Genomic DNA, 26,156 nt, shown 5'->3' on the forward strand with positions numbered 1-26,156 from the left:
AAAGGAGGCTTCCTTAATGAAGACACTGCGCAAACACTTATTCATCTTGCTATCGGCGCTGCTTGTACTTGTTGCAGGAAGCCTTTTTGCTGACTCACAGCCGGTACAAGCCGCCAACAACTATAATAACCTCACTTTAGTCGGCGACCTCGGATTACCACAAGCCGTCGTGTCGGTGATGATCAACAATTCACTGGATGCCAATGGGAGTACGCCGAATGTTTCGGCGACTGATTTAACGGTTGGAGCAGTTGATCAATGGCAAACCGTTTCGTTAGCGGACCGCACGCAAAATTCTGATGTAAGCTTTGTTTCTTCAGTCGATGCCACGGTTGCCAACTGGGTCGGCGGATTAGCCACCAATACCAATGATAATGTTGAAACTAGCGATATGTTGTTATCGCAAGGCGTCTCTGATGGCTCGTTTGACATGGTTAGTTTGCTGTCTGGCAGTACACTTCCAGTTGCAGATAGTCGCTCTCAACCTTATACTTTGGCCAATTTACCAGTGTTGAACAAATTGATGTTGGTGTTAATGAGTGCCAAGAATGCCAAAACCATCGACTTGACAGGACTGACCTCAAAAGTTACTGCGCCGGTAAATCGAGTTAAAATTTTATCATTGTTCCAAACGATTACCATGCCTAATTTAACTGAATTGGACCTCGGCAGTAACTTGTTTGGTCCAGGGTTGACTGAAAGTGGCTGGGCGTATTGGGTGTTTCGAACGCGGACCTTGGGATCCAAGTCGGTGATCACCTGGGATCTTTCCTATGAAAACCTGACGACGTTGGATTCTAGTCTCCTTAGTAGCATTGGTTCGCAAACCCGTAACGTCAATTTAGCCTCAAACGTGTTGACGACTATTGGTTATAACAATCAAGGGGTGTTGGCCATTGGTGGCAAAATCGATTTGTCGAATAATGATAATTTGGATAGCGATAATTCGGATACCTTCATCGTGTTGGCGACGATTATTTCAACGGGTGGGAATACGGTTTTACCTGATGTTGTGGTCAACGCCATTGTGATCAAAGCCGTTGATAATTGGATGACAGTTTCAAATCTTGGGATTAATGCAGTGGCTTCGCAGCTAACCAGTGAAACCCTAGCCGCGCTGGTCAATTCTAAGAACCCGAATGCCTATTTGTCAGCGCTGGATCCGGATAAATTACTCGCATCAACCGTTCAAGGGTTGGATGATGCGACCTATCAAAACCTTTTAAACTACTTTAAAAAAGATGAGGCCCAAGCTGCAAAGTTGACCCAAAAGCGCAATAACGACTCTGGTAGCACTGCCACCAAAGCCAGCGTCTCCGCCACTGGTGCTTGGGCTTTTGGCAATTACACCTTAGGTCAAACCGCACCGCTGACAGCCCAAGATAAAGTGCGGTTAACCGGGACTTTGCCTGCTGGTCAACGATTGAGTGTCACCATGTCTGATTGGACTAGTGGTGATAGCACGTTTGCGCCGCAGATGACTTTGCCAGCAGGGAGTAACGGTTGGAATGCGGTAGACTTACAAGCAGGCACTGCAGCAGTGGTGTTGACCAACCCGAACACCACCGCGATGCAATATGATCAAACCCTGATGTATCCTCGTTTGACGATTTCACCTTCGCAAGCCAACAAAATGAAAGTCGGGGCCACGTATACTGGTACGATGACTTGGACTATTGAAGATGTGCCAACCACTGATCACATGTTCAGGTAAAGGCTGTAAAGTATTGAGCAAACCCGCTCGATGCTTTTTATTTTGCCGCTAGAGCCGACCACAGCGCGGTTGTAAACGATTTTATGTTTGATTTTTCACAAGCACCGTGATATCCTAATATGTGAATGAATGAACACACTTTGGAGGTGGCGTGATGCTCGACGCAAAAACAAAAGTGTCAAAGGCGACGATCAGACGAATTCCCTTATATTATCGGGCGGCTCAACAAATGCAACAACGAGGCATTCGACGAGTGCGATCAGATAAATTAGCAGAGATCATTCATATTCCTTCGGCAACGATCAGACGCGATTTCTCAAGCTTTGGGGAACTGGGGAAAAGTGGGTATGGCTATAGTGTGGCGACTTTAGTTGAAGAATTTGGACAACTGTTGCAAGTTCAATCGCCTGAAGATATTGTTTTGATCGGTGTTGGGGGACTAGGGGCGGCGTTGATCGAAAATAACTTTCGCCGCAATCCTGATTTAGATATTGTGGTGGCCTTTGATCATGACCCAGCGAAGATCAACACTAGCATCGATGGGATCCCGATTTATTCATTTGCGGATCTTAAGCAACGCCTGCCTAAAGGCGTCCACACGGCGATCGTTGCGGTACCAAGTTCCAGTCAAGAAAGTGTCATTGCACAATTGGAAGCTGCTGGCATTACCGCGATCATGACCTTTGCGCCGCAGCCAGTTGCTTGCAAGCCGACGACGACGATCCGCTATATCGACTTAACCTCTGAGCTGCAAAGCCTTTTATATGTGGCACACCAAAAACAAAAAGCTTAAAACCCGTTGACGTCCACCACTCGTCAAGTTTATAATGCGAGTAACGCAATGAACAAGAGGCGTGAAAGTTGGGTTTGCAGCGAGTCGGCGGTTGGTGTGAGTCGATAAGTCAATTTTCATGTGTAGCTTGTGAGCTGTCATCCTGAATGCAGTAAGGCTGACCGGGACCGTCCGTTATCGGTTTTAAGTGGAGAAAGTTATTTCTCAATTTAGGTGGCACCGCGAGTCAACTCGTCCTAATCATTAGGACGAGTTTTTTTGTTCACAAAAATAATTGGAGGATCATTCCATGAAAGAAGAATTAGCCCCAAAATTCGACCCTCAAGCCGTCGAAGCTGGCCGCTATGATAAGTGGCTGGAACAAGGCGTTTTCAAACCATCAGGCGACAAGAAAGCCAAACCTTATAGTATCGTTATCCCACCGCCAAATGTCACTGGGAAGTTGCATTTAGGCCATGCCTGGGACACCACCTTGCAAGATATGCTCATTCGTCAAAAGCGGATGCAAGGCTTTGATACCTTGTGGTTGCCAGGGATGGACCATGCTGGTATCGCCACTCAAGCGAAAGTTGAAGCGAAGTTGCGCAAAGAAGGCATCTCTCGCTATGACCTCGGTCGAGAAAAATTCGTCGAAAAAGTTTGGGAATGGAAAGACGAATTTGCCGCTACCATCAAACAACAATGGGGCAAAATGGGGTTATCTCTGGATTATTCCCGTGAACGTTTCACCTTGGATGATGGGTTATCTAAAGCGGTCCGCAAAGTCTTCGTTGATCTTTACAACAAAGGCTTGATCTACCGCGGCGAATACATCGTCAACTGGGATCCGCAAGCACGGACGGCTTTGTCAGACATTGAAGTGATTCATGAAGATGACAAAGGTGCCTTTTACCACATGACTTACAAGTTCGCCGACGGCACCCCTGGCGGCATTGAAATTGCCACCACTCGTCCTGAAACGATGTTCGGTGATACTGCCGTGGCCGTTAACCCATCAGATGAACGCTACAAAGACATGATCGGCAAAAAGGTCATTGTTCCGATCGTTGGTCGTGAAATTCCGATCATCGGCGATATCCACGCTGATCCTGAATTTGGGACTGGGGCCGTTAAAATTACGCCAGCCCATGACCCTAACGACTTCCAAGTTGGTAATCGTCATAATTTGGAACGTATCAACTGTATGAATGATGACGGCACTATGAACGAAAATGCTGGCAAGTATCAAGGCCAAGATCGTTTTGAATGCCGTGAAAACTTGGTCAACGACTTGAAAGCAAGCGGTGACTTGTTGAAGATCGTGCCAATCGTCCACAGTGTTGGTCACTCCGAACGTACGGGCGTCCAAGTGGAAGCACGTCTGTCGACCCAATGGTTCGTCAAGATGCAACCACTTGCTGAAGCTTCTATTAAGAACCAAGAAGGCGACAACAAAGTTAACTTTGTCCCTGAACGGTTTGAACATACTTTCTTAAATTGGATGAACAACATCCACGACTGGGTCATCTCCCGTCAACTATGGTGGGGCCATCGCATTCCTGCGTGGTACAACAAGACCACTGGTGAAATGTATGTCGGCATGGAAGCCCCTAAAGACGCTGAAAACTGGGAACAAGATCCTGACGTCTTAGACACATGGTTCTCCAGTGCCTTGTGGCCATTCTCCACCATGGGCTGGCCAGACACAGATGCGCCTGACTACAAGCGTTACTACCCAACAGACACCTTAGTTACCGGCTATGACATCATTCCTTTCTGGGTCGCTCGGATGATCTTCCAAGGGTTGGAATTCACTGGTCAACGACCATTTAAAAACACCTTGATCCATGGTTTGATCCGTGATGAACAAGGCCGCAAAATGTCGAAGTCTTTGGGCAACGGGATCGACCCAATGGATGTCATTGAAAAATATGGCGCTGACGCTTTACGTTGGTTCTTAGTCAATGGGTCCACTCCTGGTCAAGATACTCGATTCTCTTGGAAAGCCATCGGTGCTTCTTGGAACTTCATTAACAAGATCTGGAACATGTCCCGGTTTGTGTTGATGAACCTTGAAGACACGAAGGCATCCGATCAACCAGATCCAGCGACCTTTGACTTGTCTGATCAGTGGATCTTCGCCCGTTTGAACGAAACCATTGAAAGTGTCACCGCCAAGTTCGATAAGTTTGAATTTGGGGAAGCAGAACGTGACTTGTACAACTTCATCTGGAACGAATTGGCAGACTGGTACATTGAAATGGCCAAGGAAGTCTTATATGGTGAAGATGAAGACGCTAAGATTGCTAAGCGCATCAACTTACGCTATGTCTTAGATCAAGTGTTACGTTTGTTGCACCCGATCATGCCATTCGTCACTGAAAAGATCTGGTTGACGATGCCACATGACGGCGAATCCATTGTCGTGGCTGCTTATCCTGTCACCCACAAAGAATTCGAAAATGCTGATGCCATCAAGCAAATGCAAGCCTTGATCGAATTGATCCGCGCTGTCCGTGGGATCCGCACCGATGTTAACGCGCCAATGGCCAATGAAATCGATATTCAAGTGAAGTTGCAAGACGCAGATTTGAAGCCGATTTTTGAAAACAACTTTGAATTCATCAACCGCTTCGTCCATGCTAAAGCATTTGAAGTTGGCACTGACCTCGACACGCCAGCCTTAGCTGCGTCTGCCGTGATCAATGGCGCCACGATCTACGTACCACTGGCTGAATTGATCAACTTAGATGACGAAATTGCCAAGCTCACCAAAGCGGAAAAGAAACTTGATCAAGAGATCACTCGCTTTGAAAAGAAACTTGGCAACCAAGGCTTCTTAGCCCAAGCACCAGCTGAAGTCATCGACGAACAAAAAGCCAAACTTGCTGACGCTCAAGCCAAGCTTGAAGGGACGCAAGCTCGTATCAAAGAATTACAAGCAGCTAAATAGTTGTTTAATGAAACCAAGACGAAGCTGTCTTGGTTTTTTTGATGACGGCATCAGGCGACAGCGGTGCACTCCAGTTCGTACAGTGATTTGAAATTGGGACGGAAGCTGACCGCCGGTGCGTGTGAGCTTTCCGTTAGCGACTTGTCGCTTACGGAAAGACGCAGGTGAAGATCCACTTGAGGAAAGAGCGTAGCGAAACGTCCAAGTTAGCTTCGCCTAGGACCCTCACGACGCAGCGGCGAGTCGCTGGAGTCCCAATTTCAAATCACTAACATTGTTTGTGTCAAAGGCTAAAATTCGACGATGGTGGCGATTTCATGTTATGCTTAAATTGGCATAAGGATTCCGCCGTTACCACTTGTATTTTGTAAACGTTACGATATACTGATGTTGTAGATACTTATTAAAAGAAAGTCGGAGGACGAGCATATGACAAAAATTAATGCATCTGACGCAATGTTAAAGGTGATCGAATCATGGGGCGTGAAGAATATTTATGGTCTACCAGGCGGGTCATTTGACTCCACCATGAACGCCTTGCATAATCGCAAAGACACGTTAAACTATGTCCAAGTCCGTCATGAAGAAGTAGGGGCATTGGCGGCAGTTGGGGAAGCCAAAGTCACTGGGAAAATCGGTGTGACTTTTGGTTCTGCAGGCCCTGGTGCTGTGCATTTGCTCAATGGCTTGTATGATGCGCAATATGACCATGTGCCAGTGCTGGCGTTAGTTGGTCAAGTGCCAACGAGTGCGATGAACACCGCCTATTTCCAAGAAATGAACGAAAATCCGATGTTCGCCGATGTTTCTGTTTATAACCGCACAGTGATGACAGCTAAGCAAATGCCAGCAGTGGTCGATGAAGCGATTCGTCAAGCTTATGCCCACAAAGGTGTGGCCGTGATCACCATTCCTAAAGACTTAGGTTGGACAGAAATTGAAGATGATTATGTTTCTAGTGCGCCGTTGTATCAAGATCCGATTTTACCAGAACCTGATTTAACGCGAGTCGATGACGCGTTGAAGATCATGAGTGCCGCTAAGCATCCGATTTTATATGTCGGCAATGGCGCGCGCGGGGCAAAAGATCAAATCATCGCCTTATCTGAAAAACTCCACGCCCCGATCGTCGTTACTGCGTTAGCAAAAGGGGTCGTACCTGACAGCTACATCGGAAACATGGGCTCGGCAGGTCGCGTGGCTTCAAAGCCTGGGGTGGAAACGGCACGGGCTGCGGATGCGGTGTTGTTCTTAGGGTCTGACTTCCCATTCCAACCATACTTTATCGCCCCTGATGCCAAGTATATTCAAGTGGATATCGACTCTAGCAAACTTGGCCGTCGTCACCATGTCGATGTCGCGATCCTGGCAGACGCGAAGAAAACCATTCAAGCCTTCTTAGATCGCTCAGAAGCCTTACCAGAAACTGCGTGGTATCGTGCCGCCCTTGCTAACCACAAAAACTGGTGGGATTGGATCGCCAGCTTTGATGATGACAACAGCACACCATTGCGAATCGAACCAGTTTTCAAAGCGATCAACGATGCGGCGTTGCCAAATGCAATTTTCCAAGTCGACGTTGGGAATGTCACTATCGACGGGATGCGGTTCTTGAAAGCCGATCAAGCACAAAAATTCACCACTTCTGGTTGGTATGCGACGATGGGTTATGCACTGCCAGCTGCTATCGGTGCCAAATCTGCATATCCGAGTCGCCAAGTGTGGTCGATTTCTGGTGATGGTGGCTTTGCCATGGTCATGCAAGATATTTTGACCCAGGTGAAATACAATTTGCCGATCATCAACGTGGTGTTGACTAATGAATCATTAGGCTTTATCGAAGCCGAACAAGATGACACTAAGCAACCACATTCAGGGGTTGATTTGATCGATGCAGACTATGGAGATGCGGCAACGGCCTTGGGCGCCCAAGGATTTGAAGTTCACACTTTAGCCGAGTTGCATGCAGCGTTTGCAGCGGCGTTGAAAGCTAAAGGCCCAGTGGTGATTGATGTGAAAGTCACTGACTTGCGGCCGATCCCAGTTGAACAATTAGTCTTGGATAAGCAAACGCAAGATCCAGCAGCCGTTGATGCTTTCGTTGAGAAATATTCTGCCCAAGCATTGATCCCATTGCGTGCGCTACTGGAACAAGAAGGGGAAGCAGGCAAAGGCGAAGATGTGAAAATGATGATCCACAAAGGTGACCAATAATTTAGACAGAAGCAGCGTCTGAAATGACGTTGTTTTTTGCTATACTGAATTTGAGGTGACCAACATGAGTCAAAAACCATTATCTGAATACGAAATCGACATTCCTAAAGTGTCGGCGTTGTTAGCTGACGACGCCGACATGCAAAGCTTTTTTAATGCGTTGACGCCAGGTTATCAACGCGAATGGGCGCGATTTATCTTCGGTGTGGCATCAGAAGCGACGAAAGTGAAACACATCGATGCAATGAAAACTGTTTTTAAAGCAGGGTACAAATCTAAGCGCGCTTATGATTCAAGGCCTAAAGCCTAAAAAAGTGTGGCTGGGACATAAAGCGAACTTAGCATCGAGTAGAAGGCGCCTGACGAGTAAATCCCGAACTTAGGATTTGCTTGGCAGGCGCCTTCTACGCAAATGCGTTGCTTTATGGCTCGTACAATCTTGTAATTGTCGTGGGTATTTTGTTGCCTTTAATGATGTCTTGGTCTCATTGTTTTAGGCTCTTGCTAAGACGGCTTTGATCAAATCTTCTTCGGAATTGAAGATCTCGCCGTTGAGTTTGATCAAGCCGGTGGTGTACAGATTTAAATAATGAAACTGATTTTCTGCGATATTTTGTAACGCCGTGAGTTTTTGCGGATTCATGGCACCTTGTTGCCGACTGTCCGTGTAAAGGCCAAAAATTGGAATGTGTTTGGCGTAAGCGACCCCGATTTCACTGGCGACGCCGGCGTCGATCACTGGGCCATCGAGGATCGCGATCATCAGATCGGAGCGCAACACTTCTTGTGTATCCGCTTGTGCGATCATTGTCGAATCAGCGTAAGCATTCTTATCATTGATCTCGGCGTTTTCTTGCGGTAAATAAATATCCAAGGCGCCAGAAGCCAGGCGCAATCGTTTGACTAAACGTGCGTTGAAATCGTAGTCGGCGCGTGAAAATAACCCATTGGCAAAATAAATATGCATGACCATGCCCTCCCAAGCAATAATGGTTTTAATATACCATTTTCTGAAGCGATGTGCACGGTTTCAAAACGGAATAAACTAGTTAGACTTTTTTCTAAATAGATGCTATGATCTATTTAAATCATTTTCTAAATAGAAGCCGTGACTCTGAAATTTGTCCAATTGGTTGCGGTTACATGATAATATAGGGGGTAAAGGGGTTGGGAAAATGTTAGAAGTTGAGAACTTGGTGAAAACCTTCGGCACAATGACTGCCGTCGACCACGAAAGCTTCACCATTAAACCAGGCGAGATCATGGGGTTGATCGGTCAAAACGGTGCCGGCAAAACCACCACATTTCGGATGATCTTGAATTTTTTGACGCCAGACAGTGGGGCGATCCGCTGGAACGGGCATCCATTGACAGCCAAAGATTATGATGTGATCGGGTATTTACCAGAAGAACGCGGGTTGTATCCGAAAATGAAAGTTGCCGATCAAATCACGTATTTTGCACGGTTGCGCGGGATGAAAGCTGCCGATGTGAAAGCACAGATCCCGGAATGGCTTGATCGTTTTCAAGTTAAAGGCAAGCCGACGGATAAAGTCAAAGATTTGTCCAAAGGCAATCAACAAAAAGTGCAGTTGATCGCAACGTTGATCCATATGCCAAAACTGGTGATTTTAGACGAACCATTCTCAGGTTTGGATCCGGTGAATGCGTCAGTGTTGCAATCAGGGATCGAAATGTTGCGGGATTCTGGTTCTGCGATCATTTATTCCAGTCATGATATGGGGAACGTTGAAGCGATCTCTGATCATTTGGTGATGTTGAAAAATGGGAAAATGGTGTTAAATGGCACAGTGGATGCGATCCGCGAAAGCTTTGGCCGCACCAAATTGTACCTTGAATCTGGTTTGTCTGCGGAACAATTACGGGATTTTGACGGGGTCGAGAAACTCGTCGCCCATGGCAATGAATTTGAATTGACCTTAGCAGATCCAACCGTTGGCGAGCGGATCTTTGCTGCTGCCACTGTCAATGGCTACATTCCAGAATTTCGGCAACAGCCGCCGACTTTAGATGAGATCTTCCGCATGAAAGCAGGTGCCGAACATGCATAAATTTTGGGTGGTATGCGGGCAAGTGTACAAAAAGAATGTCCGCAGTGGGTCATGGTTGTTCTTGGTATTGTCGCCATTAATTTTTGTCGGGATCGCCGGGTTGATCGGGTATTTCGTTTCGCAAAATGTGCAACCAGCCAAAGTTGCCGTGGTGATCGAAAATACTGAAGCACCGGCCAAAAGCGTGTTAAACAAAGCGATCCTCAAAACTTCTAATTCAGATATCAAATTTCAAACGCGGGATACTCAGTCTGCAGCAGAAAAAGCGTTGACCAGTGAAAAAATCGATGGCATTTTAACGGTATCTACCAAGCCAGAGATCGCTGCAAAGTATGTTGAACGCAGCAATGCGGATAACAATGTGGACACGACGACGTTGACGGCTACGTTGTCGCAATTGAAACTTCAACAAACGGCGGCGAGTTTGAAACTCTCACCAGAAGCCTTGACCGCATTGTTGTCACCAGCAAAGGTAACCAAGCGCACTGTCGCCATTGAAAATGGCAAACAAGTCGCAAAAAACGATACCACCGCTGCCGTGAACAAAGCGTTTGCCGGCGTGCTGACGGTATTTATCTTAATGATCACGATGGTATACGGGTCGATGCTTGCCCAAGAAATCGCCACAGAAAAAGGCTCGCGGATCATGGAAATTCTGTTATCCAGTGTGTCGGCGACGACGCAATTCTTCGGCAAACTTGCTGGGATGTTCTTGTTGCTGTTGACGCAAATCGTCGCTTACGTTATTGCTGGGGCGATCGGTTGGGTATGGTTGGCAAAGCTTGATTTTGTGAAATCACTGCTTAAGCAAATCGATTTCTCCGTGTTGGCTTCGCAAACCACCTTGATCGCCGTCTTATTCTTCATCGTCGGCGTGATGACGTATGCGGTGCTGGCAGCTTTAACTGGATCGTTAGTTTCAAACCAAGAACAAGTCAACACTGCGGTGATGCCGATTTCCATGTTAGGGTTGGCAGGATACATGTTATCGTTCATGGCGCAAACTGGGGATTCACCGTTGTTGAGGATCACCAGTTTCATTCCGTTCATCAATGCGACAGTGATGCCGGTGCAACTGGCGTTAGGCCACGCCGGATTTGGCATGGCGTGGGCATCGCTTGGCATCAGTATGATTTTCTTGATCGCCTTCACTTGGGTGGTTGTTGGCGTTTATCGTTCGAACGTCTTAGTTTATTCCGATGCGAACTTTATGAAACGGTTGCGCACCAGCTTCAGTATTTGGCGTGCAGAACGTAAATAATAAAAAAATCGAGCCTGCCAAGGCTCGATTTTTTTATGGGACTAGCAAGGTGATTGTTAGCAGTAAAGCGTCGTATATATAGTGACACACAAACACATCGCTGACGCTGTGACTGTTGAGAAAAAGGCCACTGAGGATCACGCGACTGCCACCGATGACAATGAACATTTGTGCGAGGTGCCACTGATAAGCTTGAAAATGAAGGAGCACGAAAATAATCGTGGATATGACTAACCCTATGCCCAATGCGTTACGGCGATGCAAATGCCACCAGCGTTTGCTTAAACTGGCAATGATCAACAGTAGCGACAAAGTCACCATTTCTTCAATGCCGACTTGCGGCAACATCGCAAACAATGGCATGATGACATGACTGTGCGTATTGTTTGCCACGACTTGGTTTGCCATCACAGGGATTTGAAGACCTTTCAGGATCACCACTGAAAGTATTCCGTAAGCGAGCATCCCGATGATTACAAGCACTGCTTGCCACCAACGCAAGCGGTGAGGATTCGCGTGCCTCGCATCAGTGAACGGTAATTGCAGATCATCAGCAGTTAACCCTAAGCCGCGCCGCCAAATGATGATCAACAATGCGAACAACGCAAACGTTGCATACAACCCGAGATTGCTGGCTTGTGGGAAATTTAAGATGCCAGAAACCGATACCCCTGCGATCGCAATGATCCCCAGTCCTGAGGCTAACAAACGTTGATCAGACACTTTCAAATCAAAATCCATCGGAGTCACCCCTTAAATTAAGTGAAACCAGACTTGCAATCCCAGTCCTAAGACGATCACCCCAAATGCGAAACTGTAGAAAATGGCAAACGACGCGAATGCCGACGTATTTTTGTCGCCTTTGGTTTTAAGCCGACGCAACTCCCCGTAACTGACATAAAATTGCCAACTCGCTATCAACAAACACGCGACTGTAATTAAAATGCGTTCCATTTTGCTGACCTCCCCAACTTGCTTTACCATCATGATAGCGCAATCGTTTGCAAAAGTGGGGGGGTGCGCTAAACGTCGTGATTTGCGGGCTAAACGTCAAAAAACAAGCTGCCGAAGTCGCACAGCTTGTCTTTTTGACGTTTAGCGTTTGGAGAATTTCACCACAGCTTCACAACGCGCAGTTTGTGGGAACATGTCGATCGATTGAATGTAATCAACGCGCCAGTCTTTGGTCAGTTGCACCAGATCCCGCGCTAACGTTGACGGGTTACATGAAATATACACAAAGCGCTTCGGCTTCGCGCGATGCAAGGCTTTGATGAAACCAGCATCAAGGCCTGCACGTGGGGGATCCACGATCACCGCATCAGCGCGGAAGCCATCAGCTAACCATTGCGGGAAGACGTCTTCAGCTTTGCCTAAAACGTAATGCGCATTTTCAATGCCATTTAATTTGGCGTTCGCGTTGGCATCATCGACGGCTTCAGGAATAGTTTCCATGCCGCGGACTTCCTTTGCTAAATGCGCTAATGATAAACCGATCGTACCGACGCCAGCATAAGCGTCAACTAAGGTTTCGTGAGGTTTCAAGTCTAAAGCGTCGATGGCTTGTTGATAAAGTTGTTCAGTTTGTTCAGGGTTGAGTTGTAAGAAGGCTTGTGGGGACAAGCGGAACTCGCGACCCATGATGGTTTCCATTAAATAAGGGGCACCGGCCAATAATTCTGTTTTTGGTCCCCAGACCATTGCCGTTTCCCCTTTGTTGATATTTTGAGAAACAGAGATCACAGCAGGGATGTCGCGAGCGATGGCTTCCAGTAATTGATTTTTGTGCGGGAGTTTTGCCGAGTTGGTGACGATCGTCAATTGCGCTTGACCGGCTGCGTTTTCGCGGACCACCAACGTTTTGACAATGCCTGATTTGTGCACTTCATCATAAATTGGCACTTCAAGTTGTTCCAATAAGTCGCACAATTGGTTGATGATCTGCATGGTCAACGGCTTTTGGGTGGCAAATTCAGTTAACGGCACCAAATCATGAGAATTTGGTGCATATAAACCTGCGCGCACATGGCCATCGATCAATCGCACTTGAAATTGCGCTTTGTTGCGGTAATGCAAGGGATTCTTGGCACCTAATGTTGCCCGCAAATCGTAATGTTGCCAACCTGCAGGCTTGTATTTGGCGAGGGATTGGCTGACGACATCGCGTTTGAAGTTGAGTTGTGCACCATAATCCATGTGACCGAGTTCGACGCCACCGACTTTGCCCCAGTTAGGATCGATGGGTTTCACGCGATGCGGGGAAGAGGTTTTGATGCGGTGGGTCTTCGCTTCTAAATAGCGATCGTGAATCGCTGTGACTTCGGCGACGACGACTTCTTGTGGCAAAGCGCCTTCTACGAACGTAATTTTACGTTTGTAGTAGCCGATCCCATTGCCGTTAATGTCTTGGCGCTTGATGGTTAAAGGGAAGCGCTGCCCAATTTTAATTTCGTCCATTTGGTCCTCCTGATTGCTGTATCTAGTGTAACCGATAAAAGGTGCGCTTGCACACTAATCTGGTATAATAAAACGGAAAGCAACAGGAGGATACCGATGAAGATCTATTACAACAACGCCATGTCGAAGAAAATGACTGCCAATGTGTGGGTCAATGACAAACATTATGACCTCGCCACCAACGATCATCTCGAATTAAACGTCCAACGCGGCGACACTGTGCAATATAAAGTCGGGAAGTTTTCGGCCAAACGCACCATTAATTTCCAATCGCCAAGTGCCAGCTTTAGCATTGAACCTGACAAAAAGCTGCAAGGCATTTACATTGCGATCATGCTCGCGGTGTTGTTGCTGTTGTGGTACATGAAATCAGAGAATTCACCATTGGTTTACGTGATTTTGATCGTTGCTTTAGCTGGTTATGAAGCGGTGAACTACTTCCGCGGTTACATGGCCCGGCCGATGCATTAGCCAAATCAAAAGACCTGTCAGATTTTAACATCTGGCAGGTCTTTTGTTTACCCAGCGCTGGCAGCTTGGGCATTTTTTTCTTCGTGGCGCCGCATCAGTTCGGCGTACAGGCGATAATAATCTTCTTCTTGCGCGATGGTTTGCCATTGGATCAATGGGGCATGATCGTCGCCGTAATATTGATTGATCAACTCTGGTGATGTCAAAGTCGTGATGATCACGTCAGCGTTTGGTTCATTGGTGGACTCTGCGAGTTTGACAAAGCTGATCCCATCTAGGAAGTGCAAAATATCCCGCAAAGTGAAAGTCCCAGGTTCGATCAATACCGCAACGCTCAGTTGATGGTCTTCATCCAAAGCTGGGAAGTCGTCGCGAACCAAACCGTAAAGGACGCGACGCATGATCCCTTGATAAGGTCGCATTGCCGCGGCATCGCCGTCAAGGCTTTCAAAGTAGGCATCGATCAACCCAGGCAAATGTCCAAACGATGCGGCATTGCGATCTTCATCATAAAAATCTAACCGTTTGGAGAAATCCCCACCAAACAACCAATAAGAATAAGTGATCCGATACAAGTTTGCCCGTAGCAACTCGTGGTCTTTTGGCGTTGCTTGCAGTAATTCAGGATCTTGGGCCACGAGGAAATCGATTAACCCATCAGCAAAATGCGCCACCACGTTATCTCGCCGTTGAAAATGATCGACGAGCCAGTGATCGGTGGCAGTGGGTTTGGTGCCTAATGACAAAAAGTGGATCCGACAAAAATAGAAAAAGCCACTTTCGTTCGTTGACACCCAGGCTTGGTCAGCTTCAATGACATCTGGTAATACTTGGGCACCTGGTGCTTGCGTTAAGCGGGTAAAGGCGACTTCTTGAGGTAACACCTTGCCTTGTTGCATCCGCATATGTTGCACCATCATCGCCAAAAGGTCTTGTTTAGACAATCCAGCGTCGGCGGTGAACCAAAATCCTGGATATGTATGGGCGATCCGTGAGCATTCAGTTAAACAACGTCGGTAATCGTCATTGCCTAAAGGCCAACCGGCACCGCGATAGCCGAGGATAAAGAAGTTTAAAATCACCATGCGGATCCGCAACTCGCTGCCTTCTAACCCCCAAGCGCTGGTGTTTAAGGTGACGCCTTTGGATTGTAAGTACGCCTTGAATGGCTCGACGCGTCGGCGTAAAGTGGAGATACTAATATCATGTTCAGCACAAAAATCGTGGACATCTGGATCAGGCGTTTTAAATAAGTAATCAAAAAATGCAAACGCCATCGAATTTTTCAGTAAGTGGAAGCGATATTGATCCACAGTCACATTTTGGGCGAGAATGTTGAACGCTTCTTCGTCAGCAGTTGAAACAGGCTCAGGACTCATGGTTTGCAAGTCTGCCATGATGTCTTGAAAGGCATTATAGGTTTGTGAGTAACTGAGCTGAGCTTCTTAACTCAGCTTGTTGACGGTGAAAGCTGTGTTTTGTAGGGCTTTAAGCACGCGATAGACGCGGTAGTTGATCGTTGCCCGTTTATCGAAGAAGTAAGCTTCAAACATCGTTAGTCTCCTCACATGAAATTACCGTAAGTATAGCACATCAAGTCGTTGTCACGAAAGGAAACTCATGCCAACCATCACGAAAATTACCCCGCAAAAGCATGCTGGACGTTTTAATTTATTTTTAGATGACCGTTTTGCCTTTGGGATCAGTGAAAGCACCTTGGTGAAATTTCACTTGACCAAAGGGATGGTGTTAGATGAATTGGCCATCCAAGACGTTAAAGCCGCGCAACAACAAGCTGAAGCCAACAGCACGGCGCTTAATTATTTGTCGTCGCAACAGCGCACTCGCCATGAAGTCGCAGAAAAATTGCGCAGTGCAGAGTTGCCTGCTGAAGTGATCCAGCACACGTTAGACTTCTTGGTGGACTTGCATTATCTCGATGACGATCAATATGCCCAGTCATTTATCAATGATGCTTTGGCGTTAGGGGACAAAGGCCCTGGCGTGGTGTCACAAAAGTTGATCCAGCGCGGACTCAGTGATCGCGTGATCCACTCAGCCTTGGACGCCATCGACGCGGATCATTGGTTGCCTGCTGCTCGTCGTGCAGCCAAAAAGTCCGCCAATCAATCCAGTCGGGAACCATTTTTCAAGCGGCAACAAAAAATTCGCCTTGCTTTGATCAAAAAAGGTTTTTCTGGGGATGTGGCAGACACGATGCTTTCAGAATTGGATCTGCAACCAGATGTTGATGGCGAACATGAACGCTTAGTCGCAGATGCAGAAAAACAGTGGCGGCTCAAACGCAAATACGAAGGATATGATCGGCGCAATCGGGTGAAAATGGCGCTGTTTCGTAAGGGATATGACCTCGATGCCATTGATGCCGTGTTAGCCGAGTTTAACGACTGACTTGTAGATTGTTAGAAATCTTTTTGGTATAATTGTGCGGTACAGATCAATAGGAAGCTGGTTTAAGATGCGGATACCTAAAGAAGGCGATTCAGTCGCCATCCAAAGCTACAAGCACGATGGTAGCCTACACCGCACATGGCGAGATACAATGGTTCTCAAAACCAGCGAAGACGCATTGATCGGTTGTAACGATCACACATTAGTGACCGAAAGCGATGGCCGGCGGTGGTTGACCCGCGAGCCGGCAATTATCTACTTCCACAAGCATTATTGGTTTAATGTCATCGCCATGATCCGAGAAGGCGGCGTGTCTTATTATTGTAACTTGGCCACGCCGTACACCATGGATATGGAAGCGGTGAAATATATTGATTATGATCTCGATGTCAAAGTGTTCCCAGACGGGGAAAAGCGCTTATTAGACGTTGACGAATATGAGGCGCACCGCCGCCGCTGGCAATATCCAGCAACGACAGATCGCATCTTAAAAGCCAATGTCAAAGTGTTAGTCGACTGGATCAACCATGGCAAAGGACCATTTTCCCAAAGTTATATCGACTTGTGGTACAACCGGTACTTGCAGCTTTCTCACCGGGTGTAGACCCAACATTTTAGCCAGGGGGATCCCTGGCTTTTTCGTTTAAATCAGGAGGACAACATGACTGAATTATTGAATCAACCAGAAATGAGTTTCGTCGGGCATGTGTATATGCCAGAAGATATCGATCAAATGGGGACCTTTGCTTCTTGTTGGGACGAATTCAACGAAGCTGGGCACTTTGAGGCGCTGGATAAGCAAACTGATGCGCCAAATCGCACTTATTTGTTGATTTTCAACCCATATGGTGCGTTCCAATATTGGATCGGGAGTATTTTACCTAAAGATGCCATTGCCCCTGAAGGTTTGGAGAAATTGAAGTTACCAGCTGGGACCATTGGTCAATCTGTGGAACCAGCTAATGGGGTGCTGAGCATGTTGCCAGTGCAAACCACTTATATGAAAGGCTTAGAACGCCTTGAAAAAGACGGTTTTCCATTACCACAGCACATCGGTCAAACCGACAAACCTTATTATATGGAAGAGTATTGCCTCAACGACGGTCAAGTCGATCAAGTGAAACACACGCTTTACATCAACTTGGATCAACTTGAAGGCTATGACGAATTTGATTAATTTTTGAAAGCTAGGCAAAAATGCTTAGCTTTTTTGCTTGACCTTCACGTGACGTCAGGCTTTATGCTGTTGAAGTCAACCAGGAGGCGACGATATGACTTACTCGATTCAACAATTTGCCAAACTTTCAGGCGTCACCCCGAGAGCCTTGCGTTACTACCACGAATTAGGGTTGGTGGTGCCGCAAGTGTCAGCCAATGGTTATCGCACATATACTAGCGCTGACGCCGACCGACTCCAGAAAGTCTTAATGTTTTCTGAGCTAGGCTTTGCGTTAAAAGAGATTGGCGAGTTGCTGGATGCACCAGCAGCTGTGCAACTGGATGCGTTGAATGCCCAACAATCAGTGCTGGCTGAGAAATTGAATCACCTTGCCAATAGTCAGTTACGCCTTGAGTTGACCCGACAAAATTTACAAGGAGACATGAAGATGTCTGATTCTGAGAAATTCGCCGCGTTCAAGCAAGCCAAACTCGCAGAAAATGAGGCGCTGTATGGCAAAGAAGTGGTTGAGCAATATGGCGCCGAGGAAAAACAAGCTGCTGATCAACACTTTGCAGGCTTGACTGAAGCCCAATACACCAAAATGCAAACGTTAGAAGCGCAGTTGAAAGCGGGCTTGTTGGCTTACTTGTCAGCGCCACAACTTCCTAGTTCGGTTGCGCAACGGGTGTTTGAAGCCCACCGCGACTGGCTACAAACCGCAACGCCACAATATTCTGTGGCGATGCATCAAGGCATTGTCCAAATGTATCTTGCTGATTCACGGTTTGCTGATTACTACACCAAATTAGTTGGGGATGATCGTGCAACGAAAGCGTTGGTGGCGATCGTCGATTATTATTTAGCTGAATAATGCAAAACTACCGTCGAATCCCTTCGACGGTAGTTTTTTTTACAACATAATATGCATTTCGCGGTGACGAATGCCAGCTTCGATAAATTCAGGTTTATCAGTTGGGGTGTAGCCCAGGGCTTTGTAGAAGCCTAATGCTTGGACTTGCGCGCCTAAGCGAATTTCTGGCGCTTGCACTTCTTTGGCAAATTTCTGCATCGCTTCAAGCAAGGCTTTGCCAACGCCGTGATGACGGTAGGCTTTTTCAACAGCGACGCGTTGGACGTGATAGCCGTAATCTTCTGGCAACAAGCGCGCCGTCCCGATCGGCAGGCCTGCTTCATAAGCCACGAAATACGTGCACAGATCTTCGTTAGCGTCGACTTCCAAATGCGGATCGACGCCTTGTTCGTTGACAAAAACCGTGGTGCGAATCGCCAAGGCGTCTTGATACGTTTGTGACTCTAGATGAGTGGTGGTTTTGATTTCCATGGTGATCCCTAGTTTCTCATAATATTTTCATCTAGTATAGCACGTTTTAATCTGGGTCAAAAGTTTCGATGATCAGCTTAGCGATCACGTCGGCATGAGTCTCTAAGGCAAAATGACCGGTATCAAGCAATTCGACGCGGGTGTTTGGATCGTCGCGGTTAAATGCAACAGCGCCAGCAGGGATGAATGAAGGATCGTTTTGACCCCATGCAGCAAGGAGTTTGGGTTGATACTGACGCAAATAAGCTTGAAATTTGGGATACAAGGCGACGTTGGTTTGATAGTCAAAAATCAAATCAGATTGGTGTTTTGCGTAATCACCCTTGGCGCTGAAGGCGATATCTTTGGTGTAATTCACAGCTGATACCGTACCTGGTTGGGTGCCGGTGAGATATTGGTTGATGATCGTGTCAGGTGCGAAGGCAGATTCATAGAATTTGCGTTGAGCTTCTGTCGGGTGCGCCCAGTATTTCGCGCGTGCAGACCACTTTTTCCCGAGACCTTCACGGTAAATGTTGCCGTTTTGACTGGTGATGCCTAAAATTGCTTGCGGATTTTCAAGTGCCAGTCGAAAACCGATCGGTGCGCCATAATCAAACACATATAAATAATAATGGGTGAGCTCGCAGTCGCTGAGCCATTCGCGGATCACTTGGGTCAAGTGATCGAAAGTGTAGGTGAAATCTTCCGGACAATGTGTCTGGCCAAAGCCTGGTAAATCCGGTGCTAACAGATGAAAATGTGCCTCAAGTTTGGGGATCAAAGAATCAAATTCGTGACCGGCACTAGGAAAGCCGTGCAACAATAACATCGTCGGCAATTTCGAGGTCCCAGCTTCGCGATAAAATAAGTTAACAGTGCCAACTTTTTGCGTGTGATAAGACATAACCATGAGAGCCACGACCTTTCTTCAGGTGTCTATACACGTTATACGAGCACGGCTAGTTGCTGTCAACTATTATGTAGGTCGGCAACCTGTTGCCGACCATTGCCTAATAACCGTAACCACTTGGTGCCGTGCCGCTGTCGTCGATTTTATCGGCTTGCACCAAAGGGACGGTGATCTTGCCACCAAGCGTGGACGTATAACTTTGGGTCCCTAAGCTCAACCCATAAAAGGTGATTTTGTCATCTTCCAAAATGCGCGTGCTGCGAATCTTTGGATCATACACCACCAACACCACATTGTTGTAATTGCCATCGATCGCCACCCGCAAGTCAGTTTCTGAACTGCCTTCGACCACTTGAATGACTTTGCCTGTCAAATGCAACAACTTGCCCATATACGTGTCAGGGTCGCGCGCCAGCTGGTCGTAAGTGATACCAGTGTTGTATTTGTTGGCTTCGGCTTGCGCACTTGCCGCTTGAGCTTGAGAAGAAGCGACGACACTGTTTGAAGCGGAAATTGAGGCTGAAACTTCAGCTGCTTTAGAGGCACTGATGCTATCGGCTTCGGCTTTGCTTTCACTGGCAGCAGCCGATTCCGCAGCCGCTAAGCTTGAACTTTCAGAAATACTGTCGGCAACCGCTTGTTTGCTGGATGATGAGGCATATTTGCTTTCGCGATCAGGATCAGGCATTACTGTAAAGTTTGCGGTTTTGTAACCATGGTTGTGAATCAGCTTGAGGTGCAGTTTTGCCGGTTCGTCAACTGCGGTGACCTCATATCGAACTGTGTCGTTTACATCTTGCAATTCATCGACTTCACCGTTTTGGCGAGTCGAATCCGTCAATTGGACGCGGTCGCCTGCTTTGACTGAGAGTTTTATGGCGTAAGTGTCATCATCATCGAAGTCTGCGGTAAAAGTTTTGCCATCTAGTGATAATTTACCGTTGTTGTTTAAAGGCTTTGACGAACTGCTGGTCGACTCTACTGAATCCTTCGGTGTTGCTTGCGCCGATCCTGCTTGCCATAACCCGCCGATTGCCAACAGCGATAGGCCAACCATCGCTGGCCACAACTTATAAGGCCAGCGGTGGCGGTTTTGCAAAACACTCACCACACCGATGCCGGCGATTGCCAACACTGAAACTAAAATCCCTACTATCATTTAAAATCCCCCCTCACTATATATATTTGCAAAAAAAGGGGCGTTTGATACAAGACACACAATTGAAATATTTAAAATGCCGTCAAATCAAGGTTGTCTGTAGGTGGACGTGGGCCAAGGTTTTCTTTATAATGGATAACGACCTCGCTTCGACTTTTTTAGCTCGAAGCGCTTTTCGTGGGCTTTGACCCAAGTGACGTGTGAAAGGACATTTAATGAAACCTCAAGCCTTAAAAGATGAAGTCGCCAAGCGGCGAACTTTTGCGATTATCTCTCACCCGGATGCCGGGAAAACAACGATCACCGAACAACTCCTGTTATTTGGGGGTGTCATTCGTGAAGCAGGGACTGTTAAAGCGAAGAAATCTGGACATTTTGCCAAGTCTGACTGGATGGCCATTGAAAAACAACGTGGGATCTCAGTCACCAGTTCCGTGATGCAATTCGACTACGCTGGCCGACGCATCAACATTTTGGATACACCAGGGCACGAAGATTTCTCTGAAGATACTTACCGGACGTTGATGGCTGTTGATGCGGCAGTCATGGTCATCGACTCTGCTAAAGGGATCGAAGCCCAAACTAAGAAACTGTTCAAAGTTGTCAAAAAGCGCGGGATCCCGATTTTCACTTTCATGAACAAACTCGATCGTGATGGTCGCGAACCGTTGGATTTGATCGCTGAACTCGAAGACTTGCTTGGTATCGAAGGCTACGCGATGAACTGGCCAATGGGCATGGGCAAGGGCTTGATCGGCTTGTATGATCGCATGGCCAACCAAATCGAATTGTACCGTGAGAATGAAGCAGGCGAGAAGTTCTTACCTTTGAATGACGAAGGCAAACTCGATCCATCAGAGCCGATTTCAAACGAATCCACTTATCGCGATACCTTAGATGATATCGACTTGCTCAACGACGCCGGTAACCAATATGATTTGAAAAAAATCATGGCCGGGGATCAAACCCCTGTCTTCTTCGGGTCTGCGTTGACAAACTTTGGGGTCGAAACCTTCTTGAAGCACTTCGTTGACATGGCGCCACAACCAGGTCCGCACAAAATGCAAGATGGCGACGAAGTGATGCCAACTGCCCCTGATTTCTCCGGCTTTGTGTTCAAGATCCAAGCCAACATGAACCCTAACCACCGTGATCGCATCGCCTTTGTCCGCATTGGCGCCGGCGAATTTGATCGCGGGATGGATGTTACCTTAGCTCGTACAGGGAAAACGATCCGCTTGAACAACGCGACAGAATTCATGTCAGATTCTCGTGAATCTGTGCAAACTGCCGTGGCAGGCGACATTGTTGGGTTGTATGATACCGGGAACTTCCAAATCGGCGACACCATTTACGCCGGTAAGCAAAAGCGCGAATATGAAGCTTTGCCACAGTTTACCCCAGAACTTTTCATGCGCGTCACCGCCAAAAACGTCATGAAGCAAAAGTCTTTCCACAAAGGGATGACCCAGCTGGTGCAAGAAGGGGCCGTGCAATTGTACCGGACGTATTCAACGAACGACTACATTTTAGGTGCAGTCGGGCAGCTGCAATTTGAAGTGTTCAAATTCCGGATGCAAAATGAATACAACTCAGAAGTTGAAATGACCACCATCGGCTCTCGTGTCGCGCGGTGGATTGACCCTGAGCAACTCGATGAAAAAATGTCCAGCTCCCGTAACTTGTTGGTCAAAGATATTCACGACCAACCATTATTCTTGTTTGAAAACCAATACGCCTTGCGCTGGTTTGCCGACAAGTATCCAGATGTCACATTGACCGCTAAACTATAGGAGGCGCCAACATGGGAATTTTCAATTTTGGTAACAACGATGCCAACGACAATCAAAACGACGATCGCCAAATCGATCCTGCGCACCAAGTCGCCAACGATGATCTATTAGGGTTGTGGCGTTCCGTCACCTTAGATCAATCACAAGAAAACATGTCCGCCTTTTTGGAAAACTTAGTCGAACAAGCCAACTTGATCACCTTTGCATTAAGCGATGACAACGTGCCAACGACGGCAGACGGTCACTTAAACTTCGACGAACCCATGGAGATCTCTTTCCCGTTACTCACAGGTGAAGATGAAAAAACTTTCCATCCTTTCTTCACTGATTGGCAAGCAGCCCAAACCTTGCTTGATCAATGGGCAGAAGGCGGCAACCAAGCAACTGTCGACAAATGCCATCCAGTGGTGATCAACTTTCTTGAAATGGTGAACTTGATCTCTTCAAACGACGACGTGCAAGGGGCAGTCATCAATCCGTTTGAAGACAACATCACCTTAGATCGCGATTCCTTGATCGACCTTGGCAAACAAGCCCAAGCCCGTCACGATCAAACTGATCAACCTGTCCACATTGGCGACGGTCAAAAAGCGCCTGAAGGTTTGTTAGAATCGTTAGCCGATAAGTTTGCTAGCGATGATCTGGTATCTAAAGCCTGGATCAAGACCTTGACCATCGGCGAACAACAATCCTTCTTCTTGATCTTAGACATGCAAGTGCTCGATGATTACAGCGAATACTTTGATCAATTGACGGTGATCGCCAACGAATATTTGGCCGATTCAGAACTTGGCATGACCATCGCGCCTTACTCTGATGAAATTGCCGAAGCCGTTGAAGGTTCCGTGCCATTCTTTGCGAAATAAAGTTTGTGCTTATTCTTTGCAACCATTAAAAAGCCATCTAGACGGCGGTCTAGGTGGCTTTTTTTAATATCGCTTTGTGGTTCAAGACACCGTAACGAGATAACAGACCAAAAAATTGACCCAAATTAACTTTCTTGCTATATTTGAATAGTAGCCGCCTTGCATCTAGGAGAAGCGCGATGTATGAAATTGATTTTTTTGAAGACGCAGATGGTTTTAGTGAGATACAAGACTTTATTGAACGTTTAGATGCTAGCAATCAAGTTAACGATCAAGCATTGCTCAAAAAGATTTATCATGAATTCGACTTGCTATCCATGCTTGGTCCGCAACTGCGTAGTCCTCATTCAAAATTCTTACGTGGATATGCATATCCCATCATGGAACTGCGGCCGCAACCAGAAAGAATTTTTTACGTGGCATGGCAAGATCATCGCTATATTTTGCTCCATCACTATACAAAGAAGAAAAATCGCACTGATCCTCGTCAAGTCGCCAAAGCTTTGGCAAATTTAGAGGATTGGCTAAAACGAAAGGGTGAAATGAAATGACAACGTGGCGTAAAGTTCGCAACACGATCACCAGTATTCCGGAAAGTGAATTAGCGGTGATCAATACGCTTTCTCAACTTGAGGCGACGCGCATTCACCGCGGAATTTCGCAAAAAGATTTTGCTGAGATGATCGGAATGAAACAACCGCAGCTGGCCAAGTTAGAACGGCTTGATTCCGTGCCAACCTTAGCGACCCTCGAGCGATATGCAGCTGGCCTGGGGTTAAAAATATCGTTATCGATCACTTCGATTTGAGATTATCCAAAAGAAGCAAGTCAAGTGCTTGGTGTTTTACGTGTGAAATAATTGGTTAGACCAATATAACGAATATAAGTCTATATTGCTTATTTTTAGGATAAAAGTTAACTGTTACGATACCAAACATTTACAATTTAATGCTGGTGTTTTGTTACTAGCGGTGTTATTCTGATAGCGTTAACAAGGAGGAGTGGGTGACTGAGCGCAGGTCACTCGTATCACTTCGCGACGGGAGGAAGAGCCCGCTAAACTATGAAGACCACCCGCAGCATCTGGGTTTAACTGTCGAGCTCTGCTGGATCTTCAGTTTCAAAGTGCCGGCTGAGAAGGGTCCCCTTTGGTGGACTCAAAACAGATTCCGACGGGTGCAACATCCTCGCGGTGACGTGGGAAGCAAGGCGACGTCTGTTTGCGAACGGCAGTGCAAAGCCTATTAGCGACTAACGTGGTTGAGGCCTAAGAAGCCAAGGCCCGCAGCAACGTCCTTGATCGTAGTGGTTACAGCATGAATGAACGTAATTGAATCGGCTAGAAGCCGCAGATCCACGAAGCAGAATACTGTTTCGTGGATTTGTTGTGCCTTGAGATCTTTACGGAGTTCTCGAGACTCGTTTGCATTAATCTGTTTCATTTCGCGAATTTGAGCGTGAATTTTACGCAGAAGTTCATCACATTAAATAACAAAAAAAGACGCTTTTCAGCGTCTTTTACTCGCGCACGCCACCCCATGAACTGCTGGAACGGCGGGCGCGCTTAGTTTTAATGAAGGTGGATAACACATAAGTATCATCGGCAAGGCGATACCAACGAGAGTGATTATCGAGATCAGCGATCGCCGTAATCGTTACTGCATCACCTTCGGCTAAACGATTGACACACATTTTACCAAATGGGGCTTGCCACAAGGTCGCGTCAGCGATACAGATGCCGTGAATCGTCGTGGCGACTTCATTACTAGCAAACAACGTGTGCGGCAATTCAAGTGGTGTCGGGTCTGGCAAGAAGGGATTATCAGATTGGCCGACGGTATCATCAGCGGTGATCCACTGCGAACCGCCAACGTTCAGCCACACAGTTTGCGTGTTTGTATCGCGCATCAACGCATACACGCGCCAGAACGTGTTTGCCGGCAGTGCATCACGCAATGGGGCACCAGCCAGTGGCATCGGGTAGGCGAGCTTTGAAGTTTTCAGTTGAATATAAGCATCTTCAGGATTTTTCCCACGTTCTAACGGCGATAAGTTGTAATCAAAGCGTAGGCGTTGCGATGCCGCAGAGAACGTGCCAGATTGTTTGGTGTCGCCGACCACATGATCGACAAATTCTTCAAGCGGTGTGGCCACGAAGTTTTCATTGACGACACCTGATAACATTTCTGGCACTTGCAACAAATGCCCGTTTTGATCGCGGTGATACACCATTACTGGGGCAGCGACGCGCGGGGAATAAGTGCATAAAATAATTTGTGAGGTTTCCGGGAAGACTTGGGTGAAGCCGCTGATGGCGGTCAACACAAAGCCTGGTACCACTGCCCAAGTGATCGGCAACCGTTCACCTGGATGGCCGACTAAATCATCAGGTTGGTGAAGCATGGTGTGGTCAGCGGCGTTTTGATAATAGACCCGAACATGCACACGCGAATCAGCCACGCCGGTTGCTGGTGGCAGCGGGGTGGCTGAAGGTTTCGGTTCAGATGGCGAAGCAGACTTTTCAACGACAGGCCGTTTGAACGTCTGGGTCGTGGGGCGTGGCGTCGGTTTTGGCCGGATCCATGCTTTAATGCGAGACAAAAGACTCATAGGCTG

At 47.1% G+C, this 26,156-nt stretch carries 25 protein-coding genes and 1 other annotated feature; of the genes, 16 read left to right on the plus strand and 9 right to left on the minus strand.

Translation table 11 applies throughout. The features are described 5' to 3' along the window. Window positions 1-16 precede the first annotated feature (16 nt). From EKM92_RS02410 to EKM92_RS02430, 5 genes are all read left to right on the plus strand, one after another. Window positions 17-1,714 (plus strand): hypothetical protein, encoded by a 1,698-nt coding sequence (locus tag EKM92_RS02410; protein ID WP_125707531.1) that lies wholly within the window; start codon window positions 17-19, stop codon window positions 1,712-1,714. 154 nt (window positions 1,715-1,868) lie between these two features. Continuing rightward, entirely contained in the window at window positions 1,869-2,507 is a 639-nt protein-coding gene (locus EKM92_RS02415; RefSeq protein ID WP_125707533.1) for a redox-sensing transcriptional repressor Rex, read from the plus strand. A 39-nt stretch (window positions 2,508-2,546) separates the two neighbouring features. After that, window positions 2,547-2,749 (plus strand) — a binding site (T-box leader). A gap of 47 nt (window positions 2,750-2,796) precedes the next feature. Then, the gene (locus EKM92_RS02420) at window positions 2,797-5,439 is read left to right on the plus strand and encodes a valine--tRNA ligase (RefSeq protein ID WP_125707535.1); all 2,643 of its coding nucleotides are present in this window, start codon (window positions 2,797-2,799) and stop codon (window positions 5,437-5,439) included. Between the two features lie 429 nt (window positions 5,440-5,868). Further along, window positions 5,869-7,653: a pyruvate oxidase gene (spxB, locus tag EKM92_RS02425; RefSeq protein WP_125707537.1), complete on the plus strand. Its 1,785-nt coding sequence runs from the start codon at window positions 5,869-5,871 to the stop codon at window positions 7,651-7,653. Between the two features lie 64 nt (window positions 7,654-7,717). Beyond that, window positions 7,718-7,963 carry a YdeI/OmpD-associated family protein gene (locus EKM92_RS02430; protein ID WP_125707539.1) on the plus strand — a complete coding sequence of 82 codons (246 nt, stop codon included), beginning with the start codon at window positions 7,718-7,720 and terminating at the stop codon, window positions 7,961-7,963. A 183-nt stretch (window positions 7,964-8,146) separates the two neighbouring features. Here EKM92_RS02430 and EKM92_RS02435 read toward each other — a convergent pair whose 3' ends face one another. After that, window positions 8,147-8,620: a nucleoside 2-deoxyribosyltransferase gene (locus EKM92_RS02435; protein WP_125707541.1), complete on the minus strand. Its 474-nt coding sequence runs from the start codon at window positions 8,618-8,620 to the stop codon at window positions 8,147-8,149. A 208-nt stretch (window positions 8,621-8,828) separates the two neighbouring features. Between EKM92_RS02435 and EKM92_RS02440 the strand changes: the two genes are divergently transcribed. Beyond that, window positions 8,829-9,725, plus strand: coding sequence for an ABC transporter ATP-binding protein (locus EKM92_RS02440; protein WP_125707543.1), 897 nt, complete (start codon window positions 8,829-8,831; stop codon window positions 9,723-9,725). Next, window positions 9,718-10,986 carry an ABC transporter permease gene (locus EKM92_RS02445; protein ID WP_125707545.1) on the plus strand — a complete coding sequence of 423 codons (1,269 nt, stop codon included), beginning with the start codon at window positions 9,718-9,720 and terminating at the stop codon, window positions 10,984-10,986. Before EKM92_RS02440 ends, EKM92_RS02445 begins: the two co-directional genes overlap by 8 nt. 33 nt (window positions 10,987-11,019) lie before the next feature. Here EKM92_RS02445 and EKM92_RS02450 read toward each other — a convergent pair whose 3' ends face one another. The 3 genes from EKM92_RS02450 to rlmD all read right to left on the minus strand — a co-directional run bounded on the left by EKM92_RS02450 (window position 11,020) and on the right by rlmD (window position 13,443). Continuing rightward, the gene (locus EKM92_RS02450) at window positions 11,020-11,727 is read right to left on the minus strand and encodes a hypothetical protein (protein ID WP_125707547.1); all 708 of its coding nucleotides are present in this window, start codon (window positions 11,725-11,727) and stop codon (window positions 11,020-11,022) included. Between the two features lie 12 nt (window positions 11,728-11,739). Further along, window positions 11,740-11,940 (minus strand): immunity protein, encoded by a 201-nt coding sequence (locus EKM92_RS02455; RefSeq protein ID WP_125707549.1) that lies wholly within the window; start codon window positions 11,938-11,940, stop codon window positions 11,740-11,742. 141 nt (window positions 11,941-12,081) lie between these two features. Beyond that, on the minus strand, window positions 12,082-13,443 hold the full coding sequence (gene rlmD, locus EKM92_RS02460) for a 23S rRNA (uracil(1939)-C(5))-methyltransferase RlmD (RefSeq protein WP_125707551.1): 1,362 nt from the start codon (window positions 13,441-13,443) through the stop codon (window positions 12,082-12,084). Between the two features lie 96 nt (window positions 13,444-13,539). On the opposite strand from rlmD, the gene EKM92_RS02465 reads away from it, so the two are divergent. Beyond that, a complete protein-coding gene (locus EKM92_RS02465) occupies window positions 13,540-13,914 on the plus strand; it encodes a hypothetical protein (RefSeq protein WP_125707553.1) in 375 nt (124 codons plus the stop codon). Between the two features lie 47 nt (window positions 13,915-13,961). Here the strand turns inward: EKM92_RS02465 and EKM92_RS02470 are convergent, their stop codons facing one another. Further along, entirely contained in the window at window positions 13,962-15,311 is a 1,350-nt protein-coding gene (locus EKM92_RS02470; protein WP_125707555.1) for a helix-turn-helix domain-containing protein, read from the minus strand. A 223-nt stretch (window positions 15,312-15,534) separates the two neighbouring features. Between EKM92_RS02470 and recX the strand changes: the two genes are divergently transcribed. The 4 genes from recX (at window position 15,535) to EKM92_RS02490 (ending at window position 18,359) form a co-directional block, all read left to right on the plus strand. After that, a complete protein-coding gene (gene recX, locus EKM92_RS02475) occupies window positions 15,535-16,326 on the plus strand; it encodes a recombination regulator RecX (RefSeq protein ID WP_125707557.1) in 792 nt (263 codons plus the stop codon). A 67-nt stretch (window positions 16,327-16,393) separates the two neighbouring features. Beyond that, window positions 16,394-16,930: a nucleoside tri-diphosphate phosphatase gene (gene ntdP, locus EKM92_RS02480; protein WP_054718662.1), complete on the plus strand. Its 537-nt coding sequence runs from the start codon at window positions 16,394-16,396 to the stop codon at window positions 16,928-16,930. A 57-nt stretch (window positions 16,931-16,987) separates the two neighbouring features. Further along, window positions 16,988-17,503, plus strand: a complete 516-nt coding sequence (locus EKM92_RS02485) for a hypothetical protein (protein WP_125707559.1) — start codon at window positions 16,988-16,990, stop codon at window positions 17,501-17,503. 94 nt (window positions 17,504-17,597) lie between these two features. Then, window positions 17,598-18,359, plus strand: coding sequence for a MerR family transcriptional regulator (locus EKM92_RS02490; protein WP_125707561.1), 762 nt, complete (start codon window positions 17,598-17,600; stop codon window positions 18,357-18,359). A 39-nt stretch (window positions 18,360-18,398) separates the two neighbouring features. On the opposite strand, the gene EKM92_RS02495 is transcribed toward EKM92_RS02490, so the two are convergent. The 3 genes from EKM92_RS02495 to EKM92_RS13655 form a co-directional block, all read right to left on the minus strand. Continuing rightward, window positions 18,399-18,830, minus strand: coding sequence for a GNAT family N-acetyltransferase (locus EKM92_RS02495; RefSeq protein ID WP_125707563.1), 432 nt, complete (start codon window positions 18,828-18,830; stop codon window positions 18,399-18,401). Window positions 18,831-18,876: 46 nt separating this feature from the next. Beyond that, a complete protein-coding gene (locus tag EKM92_RS02500) occupies window positions 18,877-19,722 on the minus strand; it encodes an alpha/beta fold hydrolase (protein WP_225420702.1) in 846 nt (281 codons plus the stop codon). A 100-nt stretch (window positions 19,723-19,822) separates the two neighbouring features. Beyond that, a complete protein-coding gene (locus EKM92_RS13655) occupies window positions 19,823-20,881 on the minus strand; it encodes a hypothetical protein (protein WP_191988942.1) in 1,059 nt (352 codons plus the stop codon). Window positions 20,882-21,096: 215 nt separating this feature from the next. Between EKM92_RS13655 and EKM92_RS02510 the strand changes: the two genes are divergently transcribed. The 4 genes from EKM92_RS02510 (at window position 21,097) to EKM92_RS02525 (ending at window position 24,348) form a co-directional block, all read left to right on the plus strand. Next, window positions 21,097-22,674 carry a peptide chain release factor 3 gene (locus EKM92_RS02510; RefSeq protein WP_125707565.1) on the plus strand — a complete coding sequence of 526 codons (1,578 nt, stop codon included), beginning with the start codon at window positions 21,097-21,099 and terminating at the stop codon, window positions 22,672-22,674. Window positions 22,675-22,685: 11 nt separating this feature from the next. Then, window positions 22,686-23,540: an SseB family protein gene (locus EKM92_RS02515; RefSeq protein WP_125707567.1), complete on the plus strand. Its 855-nt coding sequence runs from the start codon at window positions 22,686-22,688 to the stop codon at window positions 23,538-23,540. Window positions 23,541-23,719: 179 nt separating this feature from the next. Continuing rightward, window positions 23,720-24,091 (plus strand): type II toxin-antitoxin system RelE/ParE family toxin, encoded by a 372-nt coding sequence (locus EKM92_RS02520; protein WP_125707569.1) that lies wholly within the window; start codon window positions 23,720-23,722, stop codon window positions 24,089-24,091. Beyond that, window positions 24,088-24,348, plus strand: coding sequence for a helix-turn-helix domain-containing protein (locus EKM92_RS02525; RefSeq protein ID WP_125707571.1), 261 nt, complete (start codon window positions 24,088-24,090; stop codon window positions 24,346-24,348). The genes EKM92_RS02520 and EKM92_RS02525 overlap by 4 nt, the downstream gene beginning before the upstream one ends. 710 nt (window positions 24,349-25,058) lie before the next feature. On the opposite strand, the gene EKM92_RS02530 is transcribed toward EKM92_RS02525, so the two are convergent. Further along, a complete protein-coding gene (locus EKM92_RS02530) occupies window positions 25,059-26,150 on the minus strand; it encodes a MucBP domain-containing protein (protein ID WP_125707573.1) in 1,092 nt (363 codons plus the stop codon). Between the last annotated feature and the right edge of the window lie 6 nt (window positions 26,151-26,156).

It is taken from the genome of Lacticaseibacillus porcinae, from assembly GCF_003946305.1.
GTDB classification, from domain to species: domain Bacteria; phylum Bacillota; class Bacilli; order Lactobacillales; family Lactobacillaceae; genus Lacticaseibacillus; species Lacticaseibacillus porcinae.